Origin of the sequence: Micromonospora wenchangensis (assembly GCF_002210435.1) — a bacterium.
Taxonomy (GTDB): domain Bacteria; phylum Actinomycetota; class Actinomycetes; order Mycobacteriales; family Micromonosporaceae; genus Micromonospora; species Micromonospora wenchangensis.
On sequence record NZ_MZMV01000016.1, the window covers coordinates 39555 to 58048 of the forward strand.

16 protein-coding genes are annotated in these 18494 nt (G+C 74.9%); 4 read left to right on the forward strand and 12 right to left on the reverse strand.

The genetic code is table 11. The features are described 5' to 3' along the window. Window positions 1-138: 138 nt before the first annotated feature. Window positions 139-480 (forward strand): PadR family transcriptional regulator, encoded by a 342-nt coding sequence (locus tag B5D80_RS12000; protein WP_088643915.1) that lies wholly within the window; start codon window positions 139-141, stop codon window positions 478-480. Window positions 481-531: 51 nt separating this feature from the next. Here B5D80_RS12000 and B5D80_RS12005 read toward each other — a convergent pair whose 3' ends face one another. From B5D80_RS12005 to B5D80_RS12035, 7 genes are all read right to left on the reverse strand, one after another. Continuing rightward, a complete protein-coding gene (locus B5D80_RS12005) occupies window positions 532-1200 on the reverse strand; it encodes a permease prefix domain 1-containing protein (RefSeq protein WP_088643916.1) in 669 nt (222 codons plus the stop codon). Window positions 1201-1289: 89 nt separating this feature from the next. Then, entirely contained in the window at window positions 1290-3101 is a 1812-nt protein-coding gene (cydC, locus tag B5D80_RS12010; protein WP_088643917.1) for a thiol reductant ABC exporter subunit CydC, read from the reverse strand. Then, the gene (cydD, locus tag B5D80_RS12015; protein ID WP_088643918.1) at window positions 3098-4774 is read right to left on the reverse strand and encodes a thiol reductant ABC exporter subunit CydD; all 1677 of its coding nucleotides are present in this window, start codon (window positions 4772-4774) and stop codon (window positions 3098-3100) included. The genes cydC and cydD overlap by 4 nt, the downstream gene beginning before the upstream one ends. Continuing rightward, window positions 4771-5778, reverse strand: a complete 1008-nt coding sequence (locus B5D80_RS12020; RefSeq protein ID WP_088643919.1) for a cytochrome d ubiquinol oxidase subunit II — start codon at window positions 5776-5778, stop codon at window positions 4771-4773. Before B5D80_RS12020 ends, cydD begins: the two co-directional genes overlap by 4 nt. A gap of 11 nt (window positions 5779-5789) precedes the next feature. Further along, window positions 5790-7043 (reverse strand): cytochrome ubiquinol oxidase subunit I, encoded by a 1254-nt coding sequence (locus B5D80_RS12025; RefSeq protein ID WP_088643920.1) that lies wholly within the window; start codon window positions 7041-7043, stop codon window positions 5790-5792. 97 nt (window positions 7044-7140) lie between these two features. Beyond that, on the reverse strand, window positions 7141-8046 hold the full coding sequence (locus B5D80_RS12030) for a M56 family metallopeptidase (RefSeq protein ID WP_088643921.1): 906 nt from the start codon (window positions 8044-8046) through the stop codon (window positions 7141-7143). Between the two features lie 10 nt (window positions 8047-8056). Beyond that, the gene (locus B5D80_RS12035) at window positions 8057-8539 is read right to left on the reverse strand and encodes a BlaI/MecI/CopY family transcriptional regulator (RefSeq protein ID WP_088643922.1); all 483 of its coding nucleotides are present in this window, start codon (window positions 8537-8539) and stop codon (window positions 8057-8059) included. Window positions 8540-8796: 257 nt separating this feature from the next. Here B5D80_RS12035 and B5D80_RS12040 point away from each other — a divergent pair, with 257 nt between their 5' ends. Beyond that, window positions 8797-12237, forward strand: a complete 3441-nt coding sequence (locus B5D80_RS12040; RefSeq protein WP_088643923.1) for a fibronectin type III domain-containing protein — start codon at window positions 8797-8799, stop codon at window positions 12235-12237. A 23-nt stretch (window positions 12238-12260) separates the two neighbouring features. Here the strand turns inward: B5D80_RS12040 and B5D80_RS12045 are convergent, their stop codons facing one another. Genes B5D80_RS12045 through deoC form a run of 3 tightly spaced genes read right to left on the reverse strand, consistent with a single transcriptional unit; the run spans window position 12261 to window position 15467 of the window. Continuing rightward, complete coding sequence (locus tag B5D80_RS12045; RefSeq protein ID WP_088643924.1) at window positions 12261-13085, reverse strand: aldehyde dehydrogenase family protein; 825 nt, start codon at window positions 13083-13085, stop codon at window positions 12261-12263. Next, complete coding sequence (locus B5D80_RS12050; RefSeq protein ID WP_088643990.1) at window positions 13078-14502, reverse strand: aldehyde dehydrogenase family protein; 1425 nt, start codon at window positions 14500-14502, stop codon at window positions 13078-13080. The genes B5D80_RS12045 and B5D80_RS12050 overlap by 8 nt, the downstream gene beginning before the upstream one ends. A 5-nt stretch (window positions 14503-14507) precedes the next feature. Further along, window positions 14508-15467 carry a deoxyribose-phosphate aldolase gene (deoC, locus tag B5D80_RS12055; RefSeq protein WP_088643925.1) on the reverse strand — a complete coding sequence of 320 codons (960 nt, stop codon included), beginning with the start codon at window positions 15465-15467 and terminating at the stop codon, window positions 14508-14510. A 151-nt stretch (window positions 15468-15618) separates the two neighbouring features. On the opposite strand from deoC, the gene upp reads away from it, so the two are divergent. Further along, window positions 15619-16251 carry a uracil phosphoribosyltransferase gene (gene upp / locus B5D80_RS12060; RefSeq protein ID WP_088643926.1) on the forward strand — a complete coding sequence of 211 codons (633 nt, stop codon included), beginning with the start codon at window positions 15619-15621 and terminating at the stop codon, window positions 16249-16251. Between the two features lie 169 nt (window positions 16252-16420). Further along, window positions 16421-17104 (forward strand): GOLPH3/VPS74 family protein, encoded by a 684-nt coding sequence (locus B5D80_RS12065; RefSeq protein WP_088643927.1) that lies wholly within the window; start codon window positions 16421-16423, stop codon window positions 17102-17104. Window positions 17105-17155: 51 nt separating this feature from the next. Here the strand turns inward: B5D80_RS12065 and B5D80_RS12070 are convergent, their stop codons facing one another. Together B5D80_RS12070 and B5D80_RS12075 are read right to left on the reverse strand one after the other, a co-directional pair. Further along, window positions 17156-17359: a DUF397 domain-containing protein gene (locus tag B5D80_RS12070; protein WP_088643928.1), complete on the reverse strand. Its 204-nt coding sequence runs from the start codon at window positions 17357-17359 to the stop codon at window positions 17156-17158. Further along, complete coding sequence (locus tag B5D80_RS12075; protein WP_342747108.1) at window positions 17352-18212, reverse strand: helix-turn-helix domain-containing protein; 861 nt, start codon at window positions 18210-18212, stop codon at window positions 17352-17354. The genes B5D80_RS12070 and B5D80_RS12075 overlap by 8 nt, the downstream gene beginning before the upstream one ends. Between the last annotated feature and the right edge of the window lie 282 nt (window positions 18213-18494).

Consider the following 18494-nt stretch of genomic DNA (forward strand, 5'->3'; position numbering starts at 1 on the left):
TCCCTGCGTCGGCGGACCCCGCACCCCGGCGGCGGCGCGAACCCGCACCTCGGCGGCACCGGGAGGCGGCACCCCGATGGCGTCCGGGGCCCGTGTCCCGCTGGCGGTCCGGCGGGCCGACAAGTAGCGTAACTACGCATGAAGGCTCAGGCGCTGCACGGTCACCTCGACGCCCTGCTCCTGGCCGTGCTGGAGCAGGGTGAGCTGCACGGCTACGCCGTCATCGAGGCCCTGCGCGTCCGCAGCGACGGGCAGCTCGACCTGCCGACCGGCACCATCTATCCCGCGCTGCGCCGGCTGGAGCGGGCCGGTCGCGTGGCCAGCTCCTGGAGCACCGTCAACGGTCGGGAGCGGCGCACCTACCGGCTCACCGACTCCGGCCGGGCGTCGCTGGCCGGTGAACGGGCCGGCTGGCGCGAGTTCAGCGCGACCGTCGGCCGGTTCCTCGACCCCGCCGCCCCACCGTCCGCGCCGGCCTGACCGCCGGTCTGACCCCGGGCCGGCCGGGCGGGCGGCCGCCGGGACGTGGCGTCAGCGGGCGGCCACCAGCCACAGCCGGGTGGCCCGGAAGAGCGTGAAGTAGGCGGCGCCGGCCAGCACCGAACCGATGATCATCGGCGGCCAGGTCAGGGCCGCCTCCCACAGCCCGGCCGACCAGGCGAACAGCGCCACCCCGGCGAGCGCGCCGACGACCAGCGTGCCGGCCAACCCGAGCCCGAGCACCCGCCCGGCCGGCGCGGCGGTCCGGCCCCGTCGGGCCGCCCAACGCCCGCCCAGCAGGGCCGCCAGCGCCAGCCCGCCCACGACCAGCCAGATCCCGTCCATCGAAGCGGCGAGCACCTGGTAGCCCGGCGGTGGGGGCGGCCCGCCGCTCCAGCTCGACCCCCGCCAGGTCAGGTCACCGCCGAGGGTCAGCACCACGGCGATCAGCAGCGCCCGCCGGGACAGCCCGCGCAACGCCCCGGCGGCCAGTTCCGCCTGGTACGTCGGGGCCAGCTCGGCCGGCGTACCGAAGTCGGCCACGGCCCGCCGCTCGGCCTCCCGTGCCGGCAGCCCCCGCTCCCGGTACGCCTCGGCGGCGTCGTCCAGCGCGTCGCGTACCTCGCGGAGCAGTCCGGCCCGTAGCCGCGCCGGACCCCGCAGCCGGGACCCCAGGTCCCGCAGCCGCTCGTCGATCCCCGTCCCGTCGCAGGCACGCATGGCACCACCCTGTCACGCGTCGGTGCGCCCGCGCGTCGGGGAGATCCCCGGACCCGCGCTCCGGGGCCGGCCCGGTACGCCGCGACGGGTCAGGGCGTCAGGGCCAGGTAGCCGCGCTCGGCGGCCGCCTGGAGCAGCCACTGGTCCCGGTACCAGCCGGGGGCGGCCACCAGGTCGGTGTGCCGTCCCCGCTGGACGACCCGCCCGGCGTCGAGCACCACGATCTCGTCCAGCCCGGCCAGGCCGCTGAGCCGGTGGGTGATCACCAGCACCGAGCGGCCGGCGGGGGTGGCCGCCAGCGTCCCGGCGAGCACCGCGTCGGCGGCGACCGGGTCGAGCCCCTCGGTCGGCTCGTCCAGCACCAGGACGCCGGGCGCGGCGAGCAGTGCCCGGGCCAGCGCGAGCCGCTGCCGCTGCCCCCCGGAGAGCTGACCGCCCTCCTCGCCGACCACGGTGTCCCAGCGCTCCGGCTGCTCCCGTACCCAGTCCAGCAGGCCGGCGGCGCGGGTCGCGTCGACGAGTTCCGCCTCGCCCGCGTCCGGCCGGCCGAGCAGCAGGTTCTCCCGGACCGAGGCGTGGAAGACGTACGCCTCGGCGAGCAGGCCACCGACCATCCGGGGCAGCTCCTCGGGCGGGTACGCCGAGACGTCCCGGCCGGCGAGGGTGACCCGGCCGGCGTCGGGTCGTACCGATCCGGTGAGGACGGCGGCCAGGGTGCTCTTGCCCGCCCCGCTCGGCCCGACCACCGCGATCCGGCGTCCGGCGGGCAGGTCGAGGTCGAACCCGGCCAGCGCGGGCGCGGCCCCCTCCCGGTACCGGACGACGACCCCCTCGAACCGCACGTCCGCCGCCTCGGTGCCGGGCTCCGGCGTCGGCCGCCGACCGGACCCGGCCCCGGGGTCACCGTCGGCGTCGGCGGTGGGGGCGTCGTCGAGCAGGGCGGCCACCCGGGCCAGGCCGGCGCGGAGCTGGGTGTGCTGACGTGCCGCGCCGACCAGCGCCAACGCGATCTCCACCGCGGCGAGGGTGCCGACGGCGAGCACCCCCACCAGCACCCCGGACACGTCGGCGCGGAGCGCGGCGAGCACCACCCCGGCGGCGGTCAGCCCGGCGACCAGCACCCCGGCCGCGTCCACCGCGAACCCGGTCGCGGCGAGCCGGCGCTCCAGCCGGGCCAACCGGTCGGCGCGCCGGGTGGCGGCCCGCAGCGCCTGGTCGGTGGCACCGAAGGCGGCCAGGTCGGCGGCACCGTGGGTGAGGTCGACGGCGTCGGTGGCGAGCGCGCCGCGCAGCGGCGCGACCTCGTCGGCGGCCCGGCGGGTCAGCGCGGTGGCCAGCACCGGCAGCGCCACCCCGGCGACCAGCAACCCGACCGCGAGCACCCCGGCGGCGGGCAGCGAGACCAGCGCGGCCCCGCCGACCGCCAGCACCCCGACCAGGGCGGCCGCCGCTCCGGGCACGAGCACCCGCAGCAGCAGGTCCTGCACCGCCTCGACGTCGGAGACCAGCCGGCTCAGGGCGTCCCCGCTGCGCTGACCGGCCTGCCCGCGGCGGGCGGCGAGGCTGGCGAAGACCCGGGCCCGCACGTCGGTGATCATGCGGAGCACGGCGTCGTGACCGGCGAGCCGTTCGGTGTAGCGCAGCACGCCCCGGCTCACGGCCAGCGCCCGGACGGCGACGATGGCGACGGTGAGCCGGTCCAGCGGTGGCTGGCCGGCGGCGCTCATCAGCAGCCAGGTGGCGGTGGCCATCAGGGCCAGCCCGGCGAGTTCGGTGGCCGACGCGAGCAGCCCGGCCCCGACCAGCCGGCCCAGGTACGGCCGGGCCAGCCGCAGCACCACCCGCTCGGGTCCGGTGCCCGGCGGCGGGCCTCCCGCGCCGGGGGCAGGGGCGGTGCTCACCGGCCGGCCTCCGCGGTCGGGGTCAGCTCGGTGACCCGGCCGGCGTCGACGTGCAGCACCCGGTCGGCGTCCGCCAGCAGGGCCGGCCGGTGCGCCACCAGCAGGGCGGTACGCCCGGCGACCAGCCGCCGGGTGGCGTCCAGGACGGTCGTCTCGCTCGCCGTGTCCAGCCGGGCCGTCGGCTCGTCGAGCAGCACCAGCGGGGCGGCCCGGAGGAAGGCGCGGGCCAGGGCGACCCGCTGCCGCTGGCCGCTGGACAGTCCGTGGCCGCGCTCGCCGAGCAGGGTGCCCAGCCCGTCGGGCAGGGCCGTCACCACCTCGTCCAGCGCGGCGTCGGTGACCGCGCGGGCCAGGTCGGCGTCGGGGGTGTCGGGTGCGCCGAGCCGGATGTTGTCGGCGAGCGTGGCGGCGAACAGGTGGGCGCGCTGCGGCACCCAGGCGATCTGCCGACGCCAGTCGTCGGGGTCGACGTCGGCCAGGTCGACCCCGGCCACGGTGATCCGGCCGGCGGTCGGGGTGACGAAGCCGAGCAGCAGGCCGAGCAGGGTGCTCTTGCCGGCACCGCTCGGCCCGACGACGGCGATCCGTTCGCCGGGCCGGATGGTGAGCGTGACGTCCCGCAGGGCGGTGGTCCGCTCGTAGGCGACGGTGACGCCGGAGAGGACGATCTCGCCGTCGCCGGACGGCGTCCGGACGCGTCCGGTGGCCACCGGGGCACCTCCGGCCGGTACGGCGGAGACGGTCAGTGCCTCGTCCAGCGCCGTCAGCCCCTCCATGCTGGCGTGGAACCGGCTGCCGGCGGCCCGCAACGGCAGGTACGCCTCCGGGGTGAGCAGCAGCACCAGCAGCGCGGTGGCGAGGGTGATCCCGCCGTCGAGCAGCCGGATGCCGACCGGCACCGCGACCAGCGCCACCGACAGGGTGGCGACCAGCTCCAGCACCAGCGCGGAGAGGAAGGCGATGCGCAGCGTCCCCATGGTTGCCACGCGGTGCCCGTCGGCCATCCGGCGGACCACCCCGGTCTGCGCCCGCGCCCGGCCGAACGCGCGCAGGGTGGGCAGCCCGGCGACCATGTCCAGGAAGTGCCCGCCGAGCATCGACAGCCGCCGCCACTGCCGTTCGGTGGCGGCCTGGGCCTGCCAGCCGAGCAGCGCGCCGAAGACCGGGATCAGCGGGAGGGTCAGCACGATGATCAGGGCCGAACTCCAGTCGGCGAAGACCAACCGGGCGAGCACGGCGGCGGGCACGGTGACGCTGAGCACGAGCTGGGGGAGGTAGCCGGTGAAGTAGGCGTCCAGGGCGTCGAGGCCGCGCCCGGTGAGGGTGGCGAGCTGCCCGGCCCGCTGGCCGGCGACCCAGCCGGGCCCGTGCCGGCCGACGGCGGCGAGCAGGTCGGCGCGGAGCGTCGCCTTGACGGTGGCGGCGGCCCGCGCGGCGACGGTGCCCTGCCCCCAGGTGACCAGGGCCCGGCCGCCGACGGCGGCGACGAAGCCGGCGAGCGCGCCGGTGGCGAGCCGGCCGTGGACGGCGGCGGCGAGCACCGTGGCCAGGGCGGTGGCCTGTGCGACGACCAGCAGCGCGGTGAGCCCGCCGAGGGCCGCGAGCACGGCGAGGTCGCGCCGGGCCGCGGGGACCCGGCGCAGCAGACGCGGGTCGAAGGGACGGCGGTTCACCAGTACACCGGTGCCCTGCCGTCGGTCCGTCCCCGGAACACCCACCAGCTCATCGCCTGGAAGCCTAGTAGGGCCGGCAGGAGGGGCAGCAGCAGCCAGCCCAGCAGCCGCAGCGTCGACCCGCTGGCCGCCGCGTCGGTGACGGTCACGGTGGCCGCCGGGTCGACCGTGGAGACCAGCACGGCCGGCCAGCGGGCCGCGCCGACGAGGGCCACCGGTAGCGCGAGGGCCGCGCCGGTGGCGGCCAGGGCCACCCCGGGCCGACCCCGGCGCAGCGCCGCGCGGGCCGCCAGCAGCGCCCCGACCAGCGCCACCACCAGCAGTACGGCGGGCAGCGGCTGGCGGGTCGCCGCGCGTACCCGGTCGGAGAGCAGGCCCAGCGCGGTGGCCGTGGCGACCGCGGCGAGCGCCCCGACGAGCAGCCGGCGGGCCAGCCGGGCGGTCGCCGGGGCGTCGGCGGCCGGCAGGCGCAGGGTGAGGAACGTCGCACCGTGCGCGGCGGCCAGGGCGAGCAGGGCGAGCCCGGTGGCGGCGACGAACGGGGTAGCCAGGTGGGTCTGCCCGGCGACGTGGCCGGCGGCGTCGATCGGCAGGCCCTGGAGCAGCCCGGCGAGCAGGGCGCCCCAGCCGAAGGCGGCCAGCGCGCTGCCGGCCACGATCACCCGGTCCCAGCCGCGGCGGGCGGCCGGGCCGCTCGGCCGGCTGCGTAGCTGCACCCCGACGGTGACCAGGATCACCCCGGCCAGCGCCCCGGCCACGGCGGGGTAGTGGCCGGAGAGGAGTTCGCCCTCCAGGGTGGGGAACGCGCCGAAGAGGATGCCGACGGTGGCCACCAGCCACACCTCGTTGCCGAGGAAGAACGGGCCGAGCGCGGTGAGCCCGGCGCGGTGGGCGGCCGGGGTGTCGCGCCGGGCGAGCAGCAGCCCCACCCCGTAGTCGTAGCCGGCGAGGACGAGGTAGCCGGCGAAGAAGAGACCGAGCAGGGCGTACCAGAGCAGGGGCATCGGGGGTCCTCTCAGGCGAGGGCGGGGATGGGCCGGGAGCGGTCGTCGTCGGGTGTGCCGGGCGGGCGGCCGAGCGCCGGGTCGACCGCGCCCCGGGCGGCGTGCCGGGCGAGCAGCGTCCAGTTGGTGACGGCGAGCGCGCCGAGCAGCAGGCTGAAGCCGATCAGCGAGGCGAGCATCAGGCCCGGGTCGACGCGGGAGACGGCCTGGTCGGTGGGGAGCAGCCCGTACGCGGCCCAGGGCTGCCGGCCGACCTCCCGGGCGAGCCAGCCGAGGATCACCGCGACGAACGGCAGCGGCAGGGCGAGCAGGGTCAGCCAGAGCGGGAACCGCAGCCGGATCAGCCAGTCCCGCCAGAGCAGCGGCAGCAGCAGCCACACGCAGCCCAGGGTGAACCCGATCAGGATCATGAAGCCGAGCCCGACGTTGGACAGCACCGGCGGGGTGTAGTCACCGGGGCCGAACCGGGTGGTCCACTCGGCGATCCGGGCGTCGGCGGTCGGGCCGGCGTCGAACTTGGTGGGTTGCAGCTCGCCGACCGGCCCGAACTGGGCGAAGCCGAATCCCTGCACCAGGCTGACCGACAGGGCGGCGGTGACCAGCCCGATCCGCAGCGCGGTGCGGTGCAGGGCGAAGTCGGCGGTCCGCCGGATCAGGTGCCAGGCGCTGACGGAGGCCATCAGCATGCCGCCGGTGAGCAGGCTGGCGGCGATCACGTGGCCCAGCGCCATGCCGAGGGTGGGGTTGGTGAGCAGCGCTGCGAAGTCGGTGAGGTGGGCGACCCCGTCGCGCACCCGGTAGCCGACCGGGTGCTGGAGCCAGGCGTTCGCCACCATGATCCAGAAGGCCGAGGCGTACGCGGTGAGCGCGACCCCCCAGAGCAGCGCCAGGTGTACGCCCCGCCGCAGCCGGTGCCAGCCGAAGATCCACATGCCGAGGAACGTCGACTCCAGGAAGAACGCCACAAGCGTCTCGATCGCCAGCGGGGCCCCGAAGACGTTGCCGACGTAGCGCGACAGCCCGCTCCAGTTCAGGCCGAACTGGAACTCCAGCACGAGGCCGCTGGCGATGCCGAGCACGTAGTTGATCACGTAGAGCTGGCCCCAGAACCGGGTCAGCCGTTCCCACTTCGGGTCCCCGGTCAGCACCCAGGTGGTCTGGAGGCCGACCAGCAGGGTGACCAGGCCGAGGGTGACCGCCACGAAGAGGAAGTGGATCGAGGTGGTGGTGGCGAACTGGAGGCGCGCGAGGAGCAGGGTGTCCATGGACCTCTCCAGAGGTAGTCCCGCTTGTCGTAGGGATGCTACACGTAGCTTGGCTACCTATAGGCGCGCGCGGAACCGCCGCCCGGTACGCGGGGCGTCAGCTCAGGAACAGCGAGATCGGCAGGGCGGCCAGGGTGGTCGTCACCGCCAGCGCGGCGGCCCCCAGCAGCCGGGGCGGCCGGTCCGCGACCAGCAGCCGCTGCACCCGGACGTCGAGGTCCCGGTCACCGAGACCGAGCGTGCCGGCCGGGGCGATCCGGTGCCCGGCGGCGGCGAACCGGCGCAGCGCCCCCGCCAGCGGAGCCTCGGCGTGCAGCGCACGGGCCTTGTCGTCGGCGCGCATCTCGACCAGCAGGGCGACCCGCTCGTGGGCGGCACCGACCCAGCGGAACCACGGCAGCGCCCGGCGCAGTGCCGTGAACGGCAACAGCACCAGGTCGTGCCGCTCCTGGGCGTGCGCCCGCTCGTGGGTGAGCACCGCCGCCAACTCGGCCCGGTCCAGCAGGCTGAGGGTGCCGGCACTGACCACCACCCGGGGCCGCACCCCGGGCAGGCAGTACGCGGCGGCGCCGGGATGGTCGAGCACCAGCGCGCCGGGGATCGCCGGGTCCCGGCGGGCGACCAGGGTGAGCAGGTCCCGGTGCCGACGCTGGGCCCGCACCGTGGAGTGCACGCTGCGGGCGGTGGTGCCGAGCAGCACCGCGCCGATGCCGAAGCCCACCCCCACCAGGCCCAGGTGGACGGCGGTCACCCCGGCCGGCAGCGTGCCGTGGGCCAGGTCGTCGGCGAGGGCCAGCAGCGCCCCGCCGGTCGGCCGGTCGTACGCGGTCAGTCCCAACGCCATCGGCAGGCCCATCGCGGACAGGCCGAGCGCCAACCCGACCGCCTGCCAGCAGACGATCGCGACCCGGGGGGCCCGCCACGTCCAGGTGGCGCGGGCCAGCACCTGGGCGGTCAGCCAGCAGGCCAGGACCGCCCCGGCGAAGTGCACGGCGTACGCCACGGCGCTCGCCCTACCGGTCCGTGGCCTCGTCGACGGCCCTGGGCCGGCCGGCGCGCGGGTCCCCGACCCGGTCGGTCAGCCCGGCCCCGGTCGACCCGGCGTCGGGTCCGGCCGGTGCGGGGCCGGTCAGCCCCGCCTCCGCGCCGAGCGCCGCCCGCAGCACCTCGGCCTCGGTGCCGGTCACCGAGCGGGCGAAACGCACCAGCGCGGCGTCCCGGCTGCCACCGAGGTCGAGGGCGTCGAGCATGAGCTGGGCGATGTGCGCCTCGCGGCTGGCGGCGGCCCGGTAACGCCAGGCCCGCCCCTCGCGTTCGCGCTGCACCATGCCCTTGCCGGCGAGCCGGTCCAGCACGGTCATCACCGTCGTGTACGCCAACTCGCGTCCGTCCAGCGCCTCGGCGACCTCGCGCACGGTCACCCCGTCCGACGTGCCCGGGACCCCGTCCCAGAGCACGTCCATCACCGCCCGCTCAAGATCGCCCAGCCGAGTCACCAGGTAATCCTACCCCCGGTAGTACGACCGGTTGTCGGACCACCTGGCGACCGACCGACCCGGCCGGACCGCACGGACGATCCGGGGCCGTCGGGTGGAAGCGGGTGGCCCCTCGGGTCGGTGCGGACGCCGGCCGATTGAGGCCGACCGGGGCCGTTCGGACCTGATCCGGCCCGGCGCTGTCCGTTGCCGGACCGTCCACTGTCGGAGGTCCGACCCCGGCTGGTAGACGATCTCCAGTCTGTGAAGGAGGCACCGTGAAGGCTCACGTCCGTCGGCTGACCGTCGTCCTCGCCGCGACGGTTCTCGGGTCGTTCCCGGCCGTGCCGGCGTCCGCCGCCGGGGTGCCGGCCGCCCCCGTCTCCGTCGCGGCCGAGGTCGACGGGCTGGCCCTGCGGGTCGAGTGGACACCTCCCGCCGACCGCAGCGGCATCACCGGCTACCGGGTGAGCACGGTCCCCGCCGGGCTCTCCCTCGACCTTCCGGCCGACGCGCACCGCGCCGTGCTCGCCGGGGTGCGCCCGAACACCGGCTACGTCGCCCAGGTGACCGCCCTGGCCGGGGCCGAGCAGTCGACCCCCACCCGGGCCGGTGGGGCCGTCACGGTGGCCGCGCCCGGCGGTTCCCTGGTCGCGGTGCCCCCGGCCCGGCTACTGGACACCCGCTCCGGGCTGGGCGCGCCGGCCGGTGCCACCCGGCAGGTGACCCTGACCGTGGCCGGGCGCGGTGGCGTCCCCGGTACGGCGGTGGCGGCGGTGGCGTTGAACGTCACGGTCACCGCCCCGGCCGGCGGTGGCTTCGTCACGGCGTACCCGGGCGGCACGGCCCGGCCGACGGCCTCGAACGTGAACTACGCCCGGGGGCAGACGGTGGCCAACCTGGCCGTGGTGCCGGTCGGCGCGGACGGCACCGTCGTGCTCTACTCCTCCGCCCCGACCCACCTGGTCGCCGACGTCGCCGGCTGGTTCTCCACGGCCGGTACGGCCTCACCGGCCGCCGGCCTGTTCCACGGCCTGGCCCCCGCCCGCCTGGTCGACACCCGCGCCGGGCTCGGCGGCGTCACCCCCGGCCCGGACGGGCAGCTCGACGTCCAGGTGACCGGGGCCGGCGGGGTGCCCGCCTCCGGGGTGTCGGCCGTGGTGCTCAACACCACCGTCGCCGGTGCCGACACCGCCGGGTTCGTGACGGCCTACCCGACGGGGCAGCCCCGCCCGACCGCCTCGACGCTGAACTTCGTGGCGCGGCAGGTCCTCGCCAACCGGGTGATCGTGCCGGTCGGGGCCGACGGCAGGGTGAGCTTCTACAACCGGGCCGGATCGACCCCGCTCGTCGTCGACGTCACCGGCTGGTTCAGCGACGGGTCCGACCCGTCGGTCGGTGGGGCCTACCTGGCCAGCGTCCCGCCGACCCGGATCGTCGACACCCGCAGCGGCCTGGGGGCCGGGAAGGGGCCGGTCGCCGGGGGTGCCTCCCTCCCGGTGGCCGTGGCGGGACGGGCCGGCCTTCCGGCGGCCACCGCCGCGCTGCCGCCCACCGGGTTGGTCGCCAACGTGACGGCGGTCCAGCCGACCAGCGCCGGGTTCCTGACCGTCTACCCGTCCGTCACCGCCCGCCCGACCGCCTCGGACCTCAACTTCACCCCGGGCACGGTGGTGCCCAACCTCTCCGTCGCCCCGCTCGGTGTCGACGGCGGCGCGCTGGTGCACAACTCGGCCGGTGCCACCCACGTCGTCGTGGACGTGGTCGGCTACTTCCTCGGCGACACGGCGGTGCCCAGCAGCACCCGCCAGGTGAGCGCCGGTGACGTCCGCGCGGTGACCGGCGCACCCGACGGTGACCGCCAGGTGGTGCTGGCCCCGACGGCGGCGACGCCGCAACCGGGTGAGGTGCTGTCCGCCGGGCCCGGCGCGGCGACCCCCGACGGGCTGCTGGTCAGGGTCGTCGACACGGGCACCGACGCCCAGGGCAACCGGGTGCTGGCCACCGAACCGGCGACGTTGCAGGAGGCGTTCGGGGCCGGGCATTTCGCGATGTCGGCCCCGCTGTCCGCCGACGACGTCGTGGCCGCCGGGACGCCGGCCGGGGCGGGGCCCGCCCCCCTCACCCCGGACCGGTTGCGTCGACGGCTCGCCGGGCGGGAGGCGACCAGCCCGGTGGGGCAGGGCATCAACCGCACGGTGAGCTGCTCCGGGGGCGGGTCGGTCGCGGTGGTGGGTAGCGTCAGCGTGAGCCCGTCGGTCGACCTCTCGGTCGAGTGGGGCTGGTTCTCGGTGCAGTCGGTGACGTTCACCGGCACCCTCTCCCAGGATGCCGCGCTGACCGCCACCGCGAAGGCGGCGAGCGGCTGCCACCTCGGGCCGGTGCCGCTGCTGCCCACGCCGATCCGGTTCACGCCGATCACGTTCAGCATCGGGCCGGTGCCGGTGGTGGTCACCCCGCAGGTGCAGTTCTACCTGTCGGCCGAGGGCACCGTCAGCGCCCAGGTCACCGCCGGTGCCAACCAGCACGCCGAGGGCACGCTGGGGCTGTCCTGGTCCGGGGCCACCGGCCTGCGGCCGATCGCCCGTACGAACAGCAGCTTCACCTACACGACGCCCACCCCGTCCGGCGGCGCGTCGGTGGCCGCGCGGGTGGGCCCCCGGCTCGAACTCTTCCTGTACGGGGTGGCCGGCCCGTACCTGACGGCGGACGGCACCGTCGGCCTGTCGGCGAATCCGGCCGCCGAACCGTGGTGGACGCTGACCGGTGGCCTGGACGCCGGGGCGGGCATCGCCCTGCCCTCGCTCGGCTTCGACCAGAGCAACCCGTCGATCCTGCGTTACCGCCGGACCCTCGCCCACGCCCCCTGGCCGCAGCACCTCTACGCGGTGGAGTGCGTGAGCAGCGACTGCTACACCTCGCTGCGCCTGGTGCAGACCGACGACCGGGGTGGCGGCAGGCGGCAGATCGGCGGCACCTTCTCCGGCGGGGTGACGGGTCTGGCGGTCAACCCGGCCGGTACCGAGGTGGTCTACGAGCGGACCTTCTCCGGCCGGGGCAAGCCGCTCTTCGTCCGTAACGTGGCGACCGGGCAGGACCGCCAGCTCACCGCCCAGGACCCGAAGTGCACAGGCATCGACACCTTCGACACGTTCCCGGTGTGGTCCCCGAACGGCGCGAGCGTCAGCTTCTCCCGGAGCAGCAGCTTCGGGAACTACACCTGCCCGTCGGACGGCACATACGTGGTCCCCGCCGGCGGCGGCACCCCCACCCGGGTCAGCGCCAACCGGTGGGACGGGCCGCCGTCCTGGAACCCGACCAGCGACCGGTGGGCGGTGACCACCGCCACCCAGCCCGCGACGCTCTACACCAGCGCCACGAACGGCAGCGGGAAGAAGACCCTCCACACCGGGGGACGCGACGAGGGCTTCAGCCCCGCCGCCTGGTCGCCGGACGGCGCGACGATCGCGTTCGGCACGGACAGCGGCCGGGTGTACGGCTACTCGCCGGCCGGCGCCCGGCTGTGGAGCCTGACGCCTGCCAACTACTGCACCGGCTACCCGGTCGCCTGGTCCCGGGACAGCGAGTCCGTCTTCTACCTCGGCTGCCAGGCGGGAAACAACTCCCGCACCGTCTACCGGATCAACGCGGCCCCCGGTGCGGCCCCCGCCCCGATCACGTTCGACCGTCCGGTCGTCGCGCTGGCGGTGGGCCGCTGACCCGGCACCCGTGACCCGGCCGGTCACACCCCCTTGGGGTGCCAGACCGTCTTGGTCTCCAGCAGGGCGGTCATCCGGCCCAGGCCCGGGTCGCCCGTCCAGTCGTGGTCGGCCGGGGTCGGCCGGAGCACCCGCTTGAGGTTCTCCGCCGCCCTGGCCTCCAGGTCGGTAGCCAGCTCGGGGTCGGCCACCCCGGCCAGGTCGATCGCGTTGACGTCGAGGTGCGCGGCCAGCGTCGGCGCGGTCTCGGTGATCCGGCCGGTGAGCAGGTTGACCACCCCGCCGGGCAGGTCCGAGGTGGCAAGCACCTCGGCCAGGGTCACCGCCGCCAGCGGAGCCGACGGGGAGGCCGCCACCACCACCGTGTTGCCGGTGACGATGGCCGGGGCGATCACGCTGACCAGGCCGAGCAGCGCCGGGGATTCGGGGGCCACCACGGCCACCACCCCGGTCGGCTCCGGCGCGGACAGGTTGAAGTACGGCCCGGCGACCGGGTTCGCGCCGCCGTACACCTGGGGGAGCTTGTCGGCCCAGCCGGCGTACCAGACCCAGCGGTCGACCGCCGCGTCCACCTCGTCGCCGGGGACGCCGAGCGCGACGAACTGCTCGCGCCGGCCCTCCAGCATCTCGGCCACCCGGTAGAGGATCTGACCCCGGTTGTACGCGGTAGCCCCGGCCCAGCCCTTCACGGCGGCGCGGGCGGCGACCACGGCGTCCCGCGCGTCCTTGCGGGAGGCCAGTGACACGTTCGAGTCCTGCACGAGATACGACCGTCCCGACTCGCTGCGCGGGAACTTCCCGCCGATGAAGAGCTTGTACGTCTTGCGTACCGCGACCCGCTCAGACATTGAGGTACGCCTCCAGCCCGTGCCGGCCACCCTCGCGGCCGTAACCCGACTCCTTGTAGCCGCCGAACGGCGAGGTCGGGTCGAACTTGTTGAACGTGTTGGCCCAGACCACCCCGGCGCGCAGCCGGTCGGCGGTCCACAGGATGCGGGAGCCCTTGTCGGTCCAGATCCCGGCCGACAGCCCGTACGGCGTGTTGTTGGCCTTCTCGACGGCCTCGGCCGGGGTGCGGAAGGTCAGCACGGACAGCACCGGGCCGAAGATCTCCTCGCGGGCGACCCGGTGGGCCTGGGTGACCCCGGTGAAGATGGTCGGCGCGAACCAGAACCCCCGCTCGGGCAGCTCGCACGGCGGCGACCAGCGCTGCGCGCCCTCGGCCGCTCCGGCGTCGGAGAGTTCCCGGATGCGGGCGAGTTGGGCGGCCGAGTTGATCGCCCCGACGTCGGTGTTCTTGTCCAGCGGGTCACCGACGCGCAGCAGCGCCATCCGCCGCTTGAGCGCGTCGAGCACCTGCTCGGCGACGTTCTCCTGGACCAGCAGCCGGGAGCCGGCGCAGCAGACGTGGCCCTGGTTGAAGAAGATGCCGTTGACGATCCCCTCGACGGCCTGGTCGACGGGCGCGTCGTCGTAGACGATGTTGGCGGCCTTGCCGCCCAGCTCCAGGGTGACCTTCTTGCCGGTGCCGGCCACCGACCGGGCGATGGCCTTGCCGACCTCGGTGGAGCCGGTGAACGCGACCTTGTCCACGCCCGGGTGCTCCACCAGCGCCCGGCCGGTGTCGCCGGCGCCGGTGACGATGTTGACCACGCCGGCCGGCAGGTCGGCCTGCTGGCAGATCTCGGCGAACAGCAGCGCGGTCAGCGGGGTGGTCTCGGCGGGCTTGAGCACCACCGTGTTGCCGGCGGCGAGCGCCGGGGCGACCTTCCAGGCCAGCATGAGCAGCGGGAAGTTCCACGGGATGACCTGCGCGGCCACCCCGAGCGGTCGCGGTTCGGCCCCGAACCCGGCGTACGGCAGCTTGTCGGCCCAGCCGGCGTAGTAGAAGAAGTGCGCGGCGACCAGCGGCAGGTCGACGTCCCGGGACTCCCGGATCGGCTTGCCGTTGTCCAGCGACTCCAGCACCGCCAGCTCGCGGGAGCGTTCCTGGACGATCCGGGCGATCCGGAACAGGTACTTGGCCCGGTCCCGGCCCGGCATCGGACCCCACACCTTGTCGTACGCCTTGCGGGCGGCGCGGACCGCGCGGTCGACGTCCTGGGTGCCGGCCCAGGTGACCTCGGCGAGCACCTCCTCGGTGGCCGGGTTGACCGTCTTGTCGAGGGTCTCGCCGTCGACGAACTTACCGTCGATGAACAGACCGTAGGACGACCTGATGTCGACGATCGCGCGCGACTCGGGCGCAGGGGCGTATTCGAACATCATGCTCAGTCCAGGGTGAAGTAGTCGGGACCGGAGTAGGTGCCGGTCGTCAGCTTGGTGCGCTGCATGAGCAGGTCGTTGAGCAGGCTGGACGCGCCGAACCGGAACCAGTCCGGGTCCAGCCAGTCACCGCCGACGGTCTCGTTGACCATCACCAGGTACTTGATCGCGTCCTTGGTGTTCTTGATCCCACCGGCCGGCTTGACGCCCACCTGCCGCCCGGTGGCGGCCCGGAAGTCGCGGACCGCCTCCAGCATCACCAGGGTCACCGGCAGGGTGGCGGCGACCGGGACCTTGCCGGTGGAGGTCTTGATGAAGTCGCCGCCGGCCAGCATCGCCAGCCAGGAGGCCCGCCGGACGTTGTCGTAGGTGGCCAGCTCGCCGGTCTCCAGGATCACCTTGAGGTGGGCGTCCCCGCAGGCTTCCTTGGTCGCCACGATCTCGTCGTAGACCTCCTGGTAACGCCCGGCCAGGAACGCGCCCCGGTTGATCACCATGTCGATCTCGTCGGCCCCGGCGGCGACGGCCGCCCGGGTGTCGGCGAGCTTGACGTCCAGCGGCGCCTGCCCGGACGGGAACGCGGTCGCCACGCTGGCCAGGTGGACGGCGCTGCCACGCAGCACCTCGGCCACGTGCGGCACCATCGCCGGGTAGACGCAGACCGCGCCGACGTGCGGGCAGGTCGGGTCGGCCGGGTCCGGCCGCAGCGCCTTGGCGGCCAGGGCGCGGACCTTGCCCGGGGTGTCGGCCCCCTCCAGGGTGGTCAGGTCGACCATCCGGATGGCCAGGTCGATCGCCTGCGCCTTGGCGGTGGTCTTGATCGAGCGGGTGCCGAGCTGTGCCGCCCGCTGCTCCGCGCCGACCTGGTCCACCCCGGGCAGGCCGTGCAGGAAGGTCCGCAAAGCGGTCTCGGATCGCCCCAGCTCGGACAGGTCCGACCGGGCCGACGTCGTTGTCGCCGTCATGCCCCGAATACTACGCAGCCGCGACCCGGGTGATCCTGGTCACAACCTCTCGGGGTGACCGGCCCGACCCACCCGGCCGGGGGGTGAGCGACGTCGCCGCCCGCCGCGCACCCGTACTGCCGGCCGACCGCGACCGGTAGGTTGGGCGATCGTGGACGTACACGTCATTGACCACCCGCTCGCCCAGTCCCGGCTGACCGCCATGCGGGACGCCCGGACCGACTCGTCGTCGTTCCGGGCCGCGCTGCACGAACTCACCACCATGCTGGTGTACGAGGCCGCGCGCACCTTCCCCGTCGAGAAGTACCCGGTGCAGACCCCGGTCACCGGTGCCGAGGGGACCCGGCTGGCGAACCCGCCACTGCTGGTGCCGGTGTTGCGGGCCGGCCTCGGGATGGCCGACGCGGCGCTCGGGCTGCTGCCGGAGTCGTCGATGGGCTTCGTCGGCCTGGCCCGCGACGAGGAGACGTACGAGCCGCGCGCGTACATGGAGTCGCTGCCCCGGGAGCTGGCCGGCCTGCCGGTGCTGGTGCTCGACCCGATGCTGGCCACCGGCGGTTCGCTGGAGCACTGCTGCCGGCTGCTCGCCGACCGGGGCTGCACCGACATCACCGTGCTCTGCGTGCTCGCCGCGCCGGTCGGCATCGCCCGGCTGGAACGGTCGGGGCTGCCACTGCGGCTGGTCACCGCGTCGATCGACGAGGGGCTGAACGACAACATGTTCATCGTCCCCGGCCTCGGTGACGCCGGTGACCGTCAGTTCGGCGGAATGCCCCGCTTCTGACCTGCCCACCGCCGGTGTTTCCGACCTGCCGGCGGCCGGTGCGGCCGGCGTGGGCAGGCGGCCGGCCGGCAGGTCGTGGGGGAGTGGTCGGGCCGGTCGTGCGGGTTGCCCTCCCACGGAGAGCGAGTCGGTGAGCGCGGGGTGCGTTCAGGCGCTACCGTCTCGGGCCATGACTGGTGTTGCGCTGGCCGAGGAGTTGTTGCTCCTCGCGTATGACGATGAGACCGGCAAGGCGACCATGCCCCGGATCAGCCTCGACCTGGGGATGGCGGCTGCCGTCCTGGTCGAGCTGGCCCTTGCCGGCCGGATCGCGTACGTCGATGGGAACCTGGCGGTGACCGACCCGACGCCGGTCGGCGAACCCATCCTGGACGGAGTGCTGGGCCGGATGGCCGCCGACACCCCACACAGCCCCTCCTCCTGGGTGCAGCGGCTGCGGCACGGCCTGCGTGACCGCATCCTCGGCGACCTCGTCGACCGGGGTGTGGTGCGCGACGTCGAGGAGACCGAGCTGGACTTCATCGTGGTGCACCGCTACCCGACCACCGACCCGTCCGTGGAGCAGGACAGTCGACGGCGGCTGGCCGAGGCGCTGGCCGGCGAGCAGCTTCCCGACGAGCGGACGTCGGCGCTGGCCACCCTGGTGGCGGTGCTGCGGATGGAACCGGCGCTGGGCCTGACCGGCAGCGCCGCGCAGGACGCCAGGCGTCGGCTGGAGGAGATCGCGGGCGGGGCCGGGTTCTCCGGCACGATCAGCCTGGAGGAGTCGGTGGTCCGCCCGTCGGTCGCCCTGGTGGTCACCGCCCTCGGGCAGGCCGTCGACCAGGCGCTCGGCAAGCGCACCGTGAGCTGACCGCCACGCGGACGGGTTCCGCAGGCGCACCGTGGGCCGACCGGACCGCCGTCAGGGGGTGAGCCGGTGCGCCTTGACGTCGGTGACGAAGGCGGACCAGGCGGTGGGTGGGACGGTGAGGGCCGGGCCGGTCGGGTCCTTGCTGTCCCGGATGCCGATGATGCCGGGGAGGTTGTCGGCCACCTCGACGCACTCGCCGCCGTTGGTGCCGCTGCGGGTGCTGGTGCGCCAGCGGGCGCCGGTCAGGTCACTCATGGCACTCTCCCCGGATCGCGTCGATCAGCTCGGTCGATTGTCCCGCGTCGAGGGCGAGGGAATCCAGCCCCTTCCATACCCGCTCGTAGGCGGCGATCTCCGCCGGCTGGTCGAGGTAGAGCGCGCCGGTGAGCCCTTCGACGTAGACGGTCGGCGGCTCGCTCGGGCTGCCGAGCGCCGAGGGCGGGAAATCGAGCAGCACGAAGGTGCCGGCCTCGGCGGCCAGTGGCGGCCCGGCGGCCAGCGGCAACACCCGGACCATGATGTTGTGCCGCTCGCCGACGGCCACCAGGTGCCGGAGCTGGTCGGTCATCACCGACCGGCCCGGCACCGGGCGGCGCAGCACCGCCTCGCTGAGGATCACCGTCAGCGTGGGGGCCGGGGGGAGTCGCCGGGCCAGCAGCCCCTGCCGCTGGAGGCGGAAGCTCACCGCTCTCTTCTGCTCCTCCTCGCCCAGTTCGGGTCGGTTGTGCTGGAAGAGCGCGGTGGCGTAGGCGGGGGTCTGCAACAGCCCCGGCACCAGCTCGGCGTTGTAGTAGCGAATGCTGCTGGCGACGTTCTCCAGGCCGACGTAGAGCGAGAACCAGGCCGGCACGGCACTTCCGTGGGCGTGCCACCAACCCTCGGCCCGGCTCACCTCGGCCAGCCCCAGCAGCACGCTCGTCTGGTCGGGGGTGGCCTGGTAAAGCTCGCAGAGCACCCGGACGTCAGGCGTCTTGGCCGACGTCAGGCCCCGCTCGATGCGCCAGAGCTTCTGTCGTGAGCAGTCCAGCTCTCCGGCCGCTGCTTCGATGCTGAGCCGGGCATCCTCCCGCAATTGGGTGAGCAGCCTGCCGAGCTGCCGTCGTGGCACGGTCGAACTGTTTGTTTCACGCACCGTGCAACACCTTTCCGGCTGAAATGAAACAACGGGTCGCCGCCGATGCAACATCAGAGAGAACGCATACCGGTGACGTCAGGAAATGGCGAGATCGATGCGCTGATGCTAATCACGCAAGCGGTTGGTGTGCAAGAGGTGACACCCGGTGATGCCGCTGTTGGTCCCAGGTCGGTGGCCCCGACCGTGCCCTGCCCCGCCACCCTCGGCAGGCTGCCCAACCAGCCCGGGGTGGGCTCGGGGGAATTCGGGGAAGAG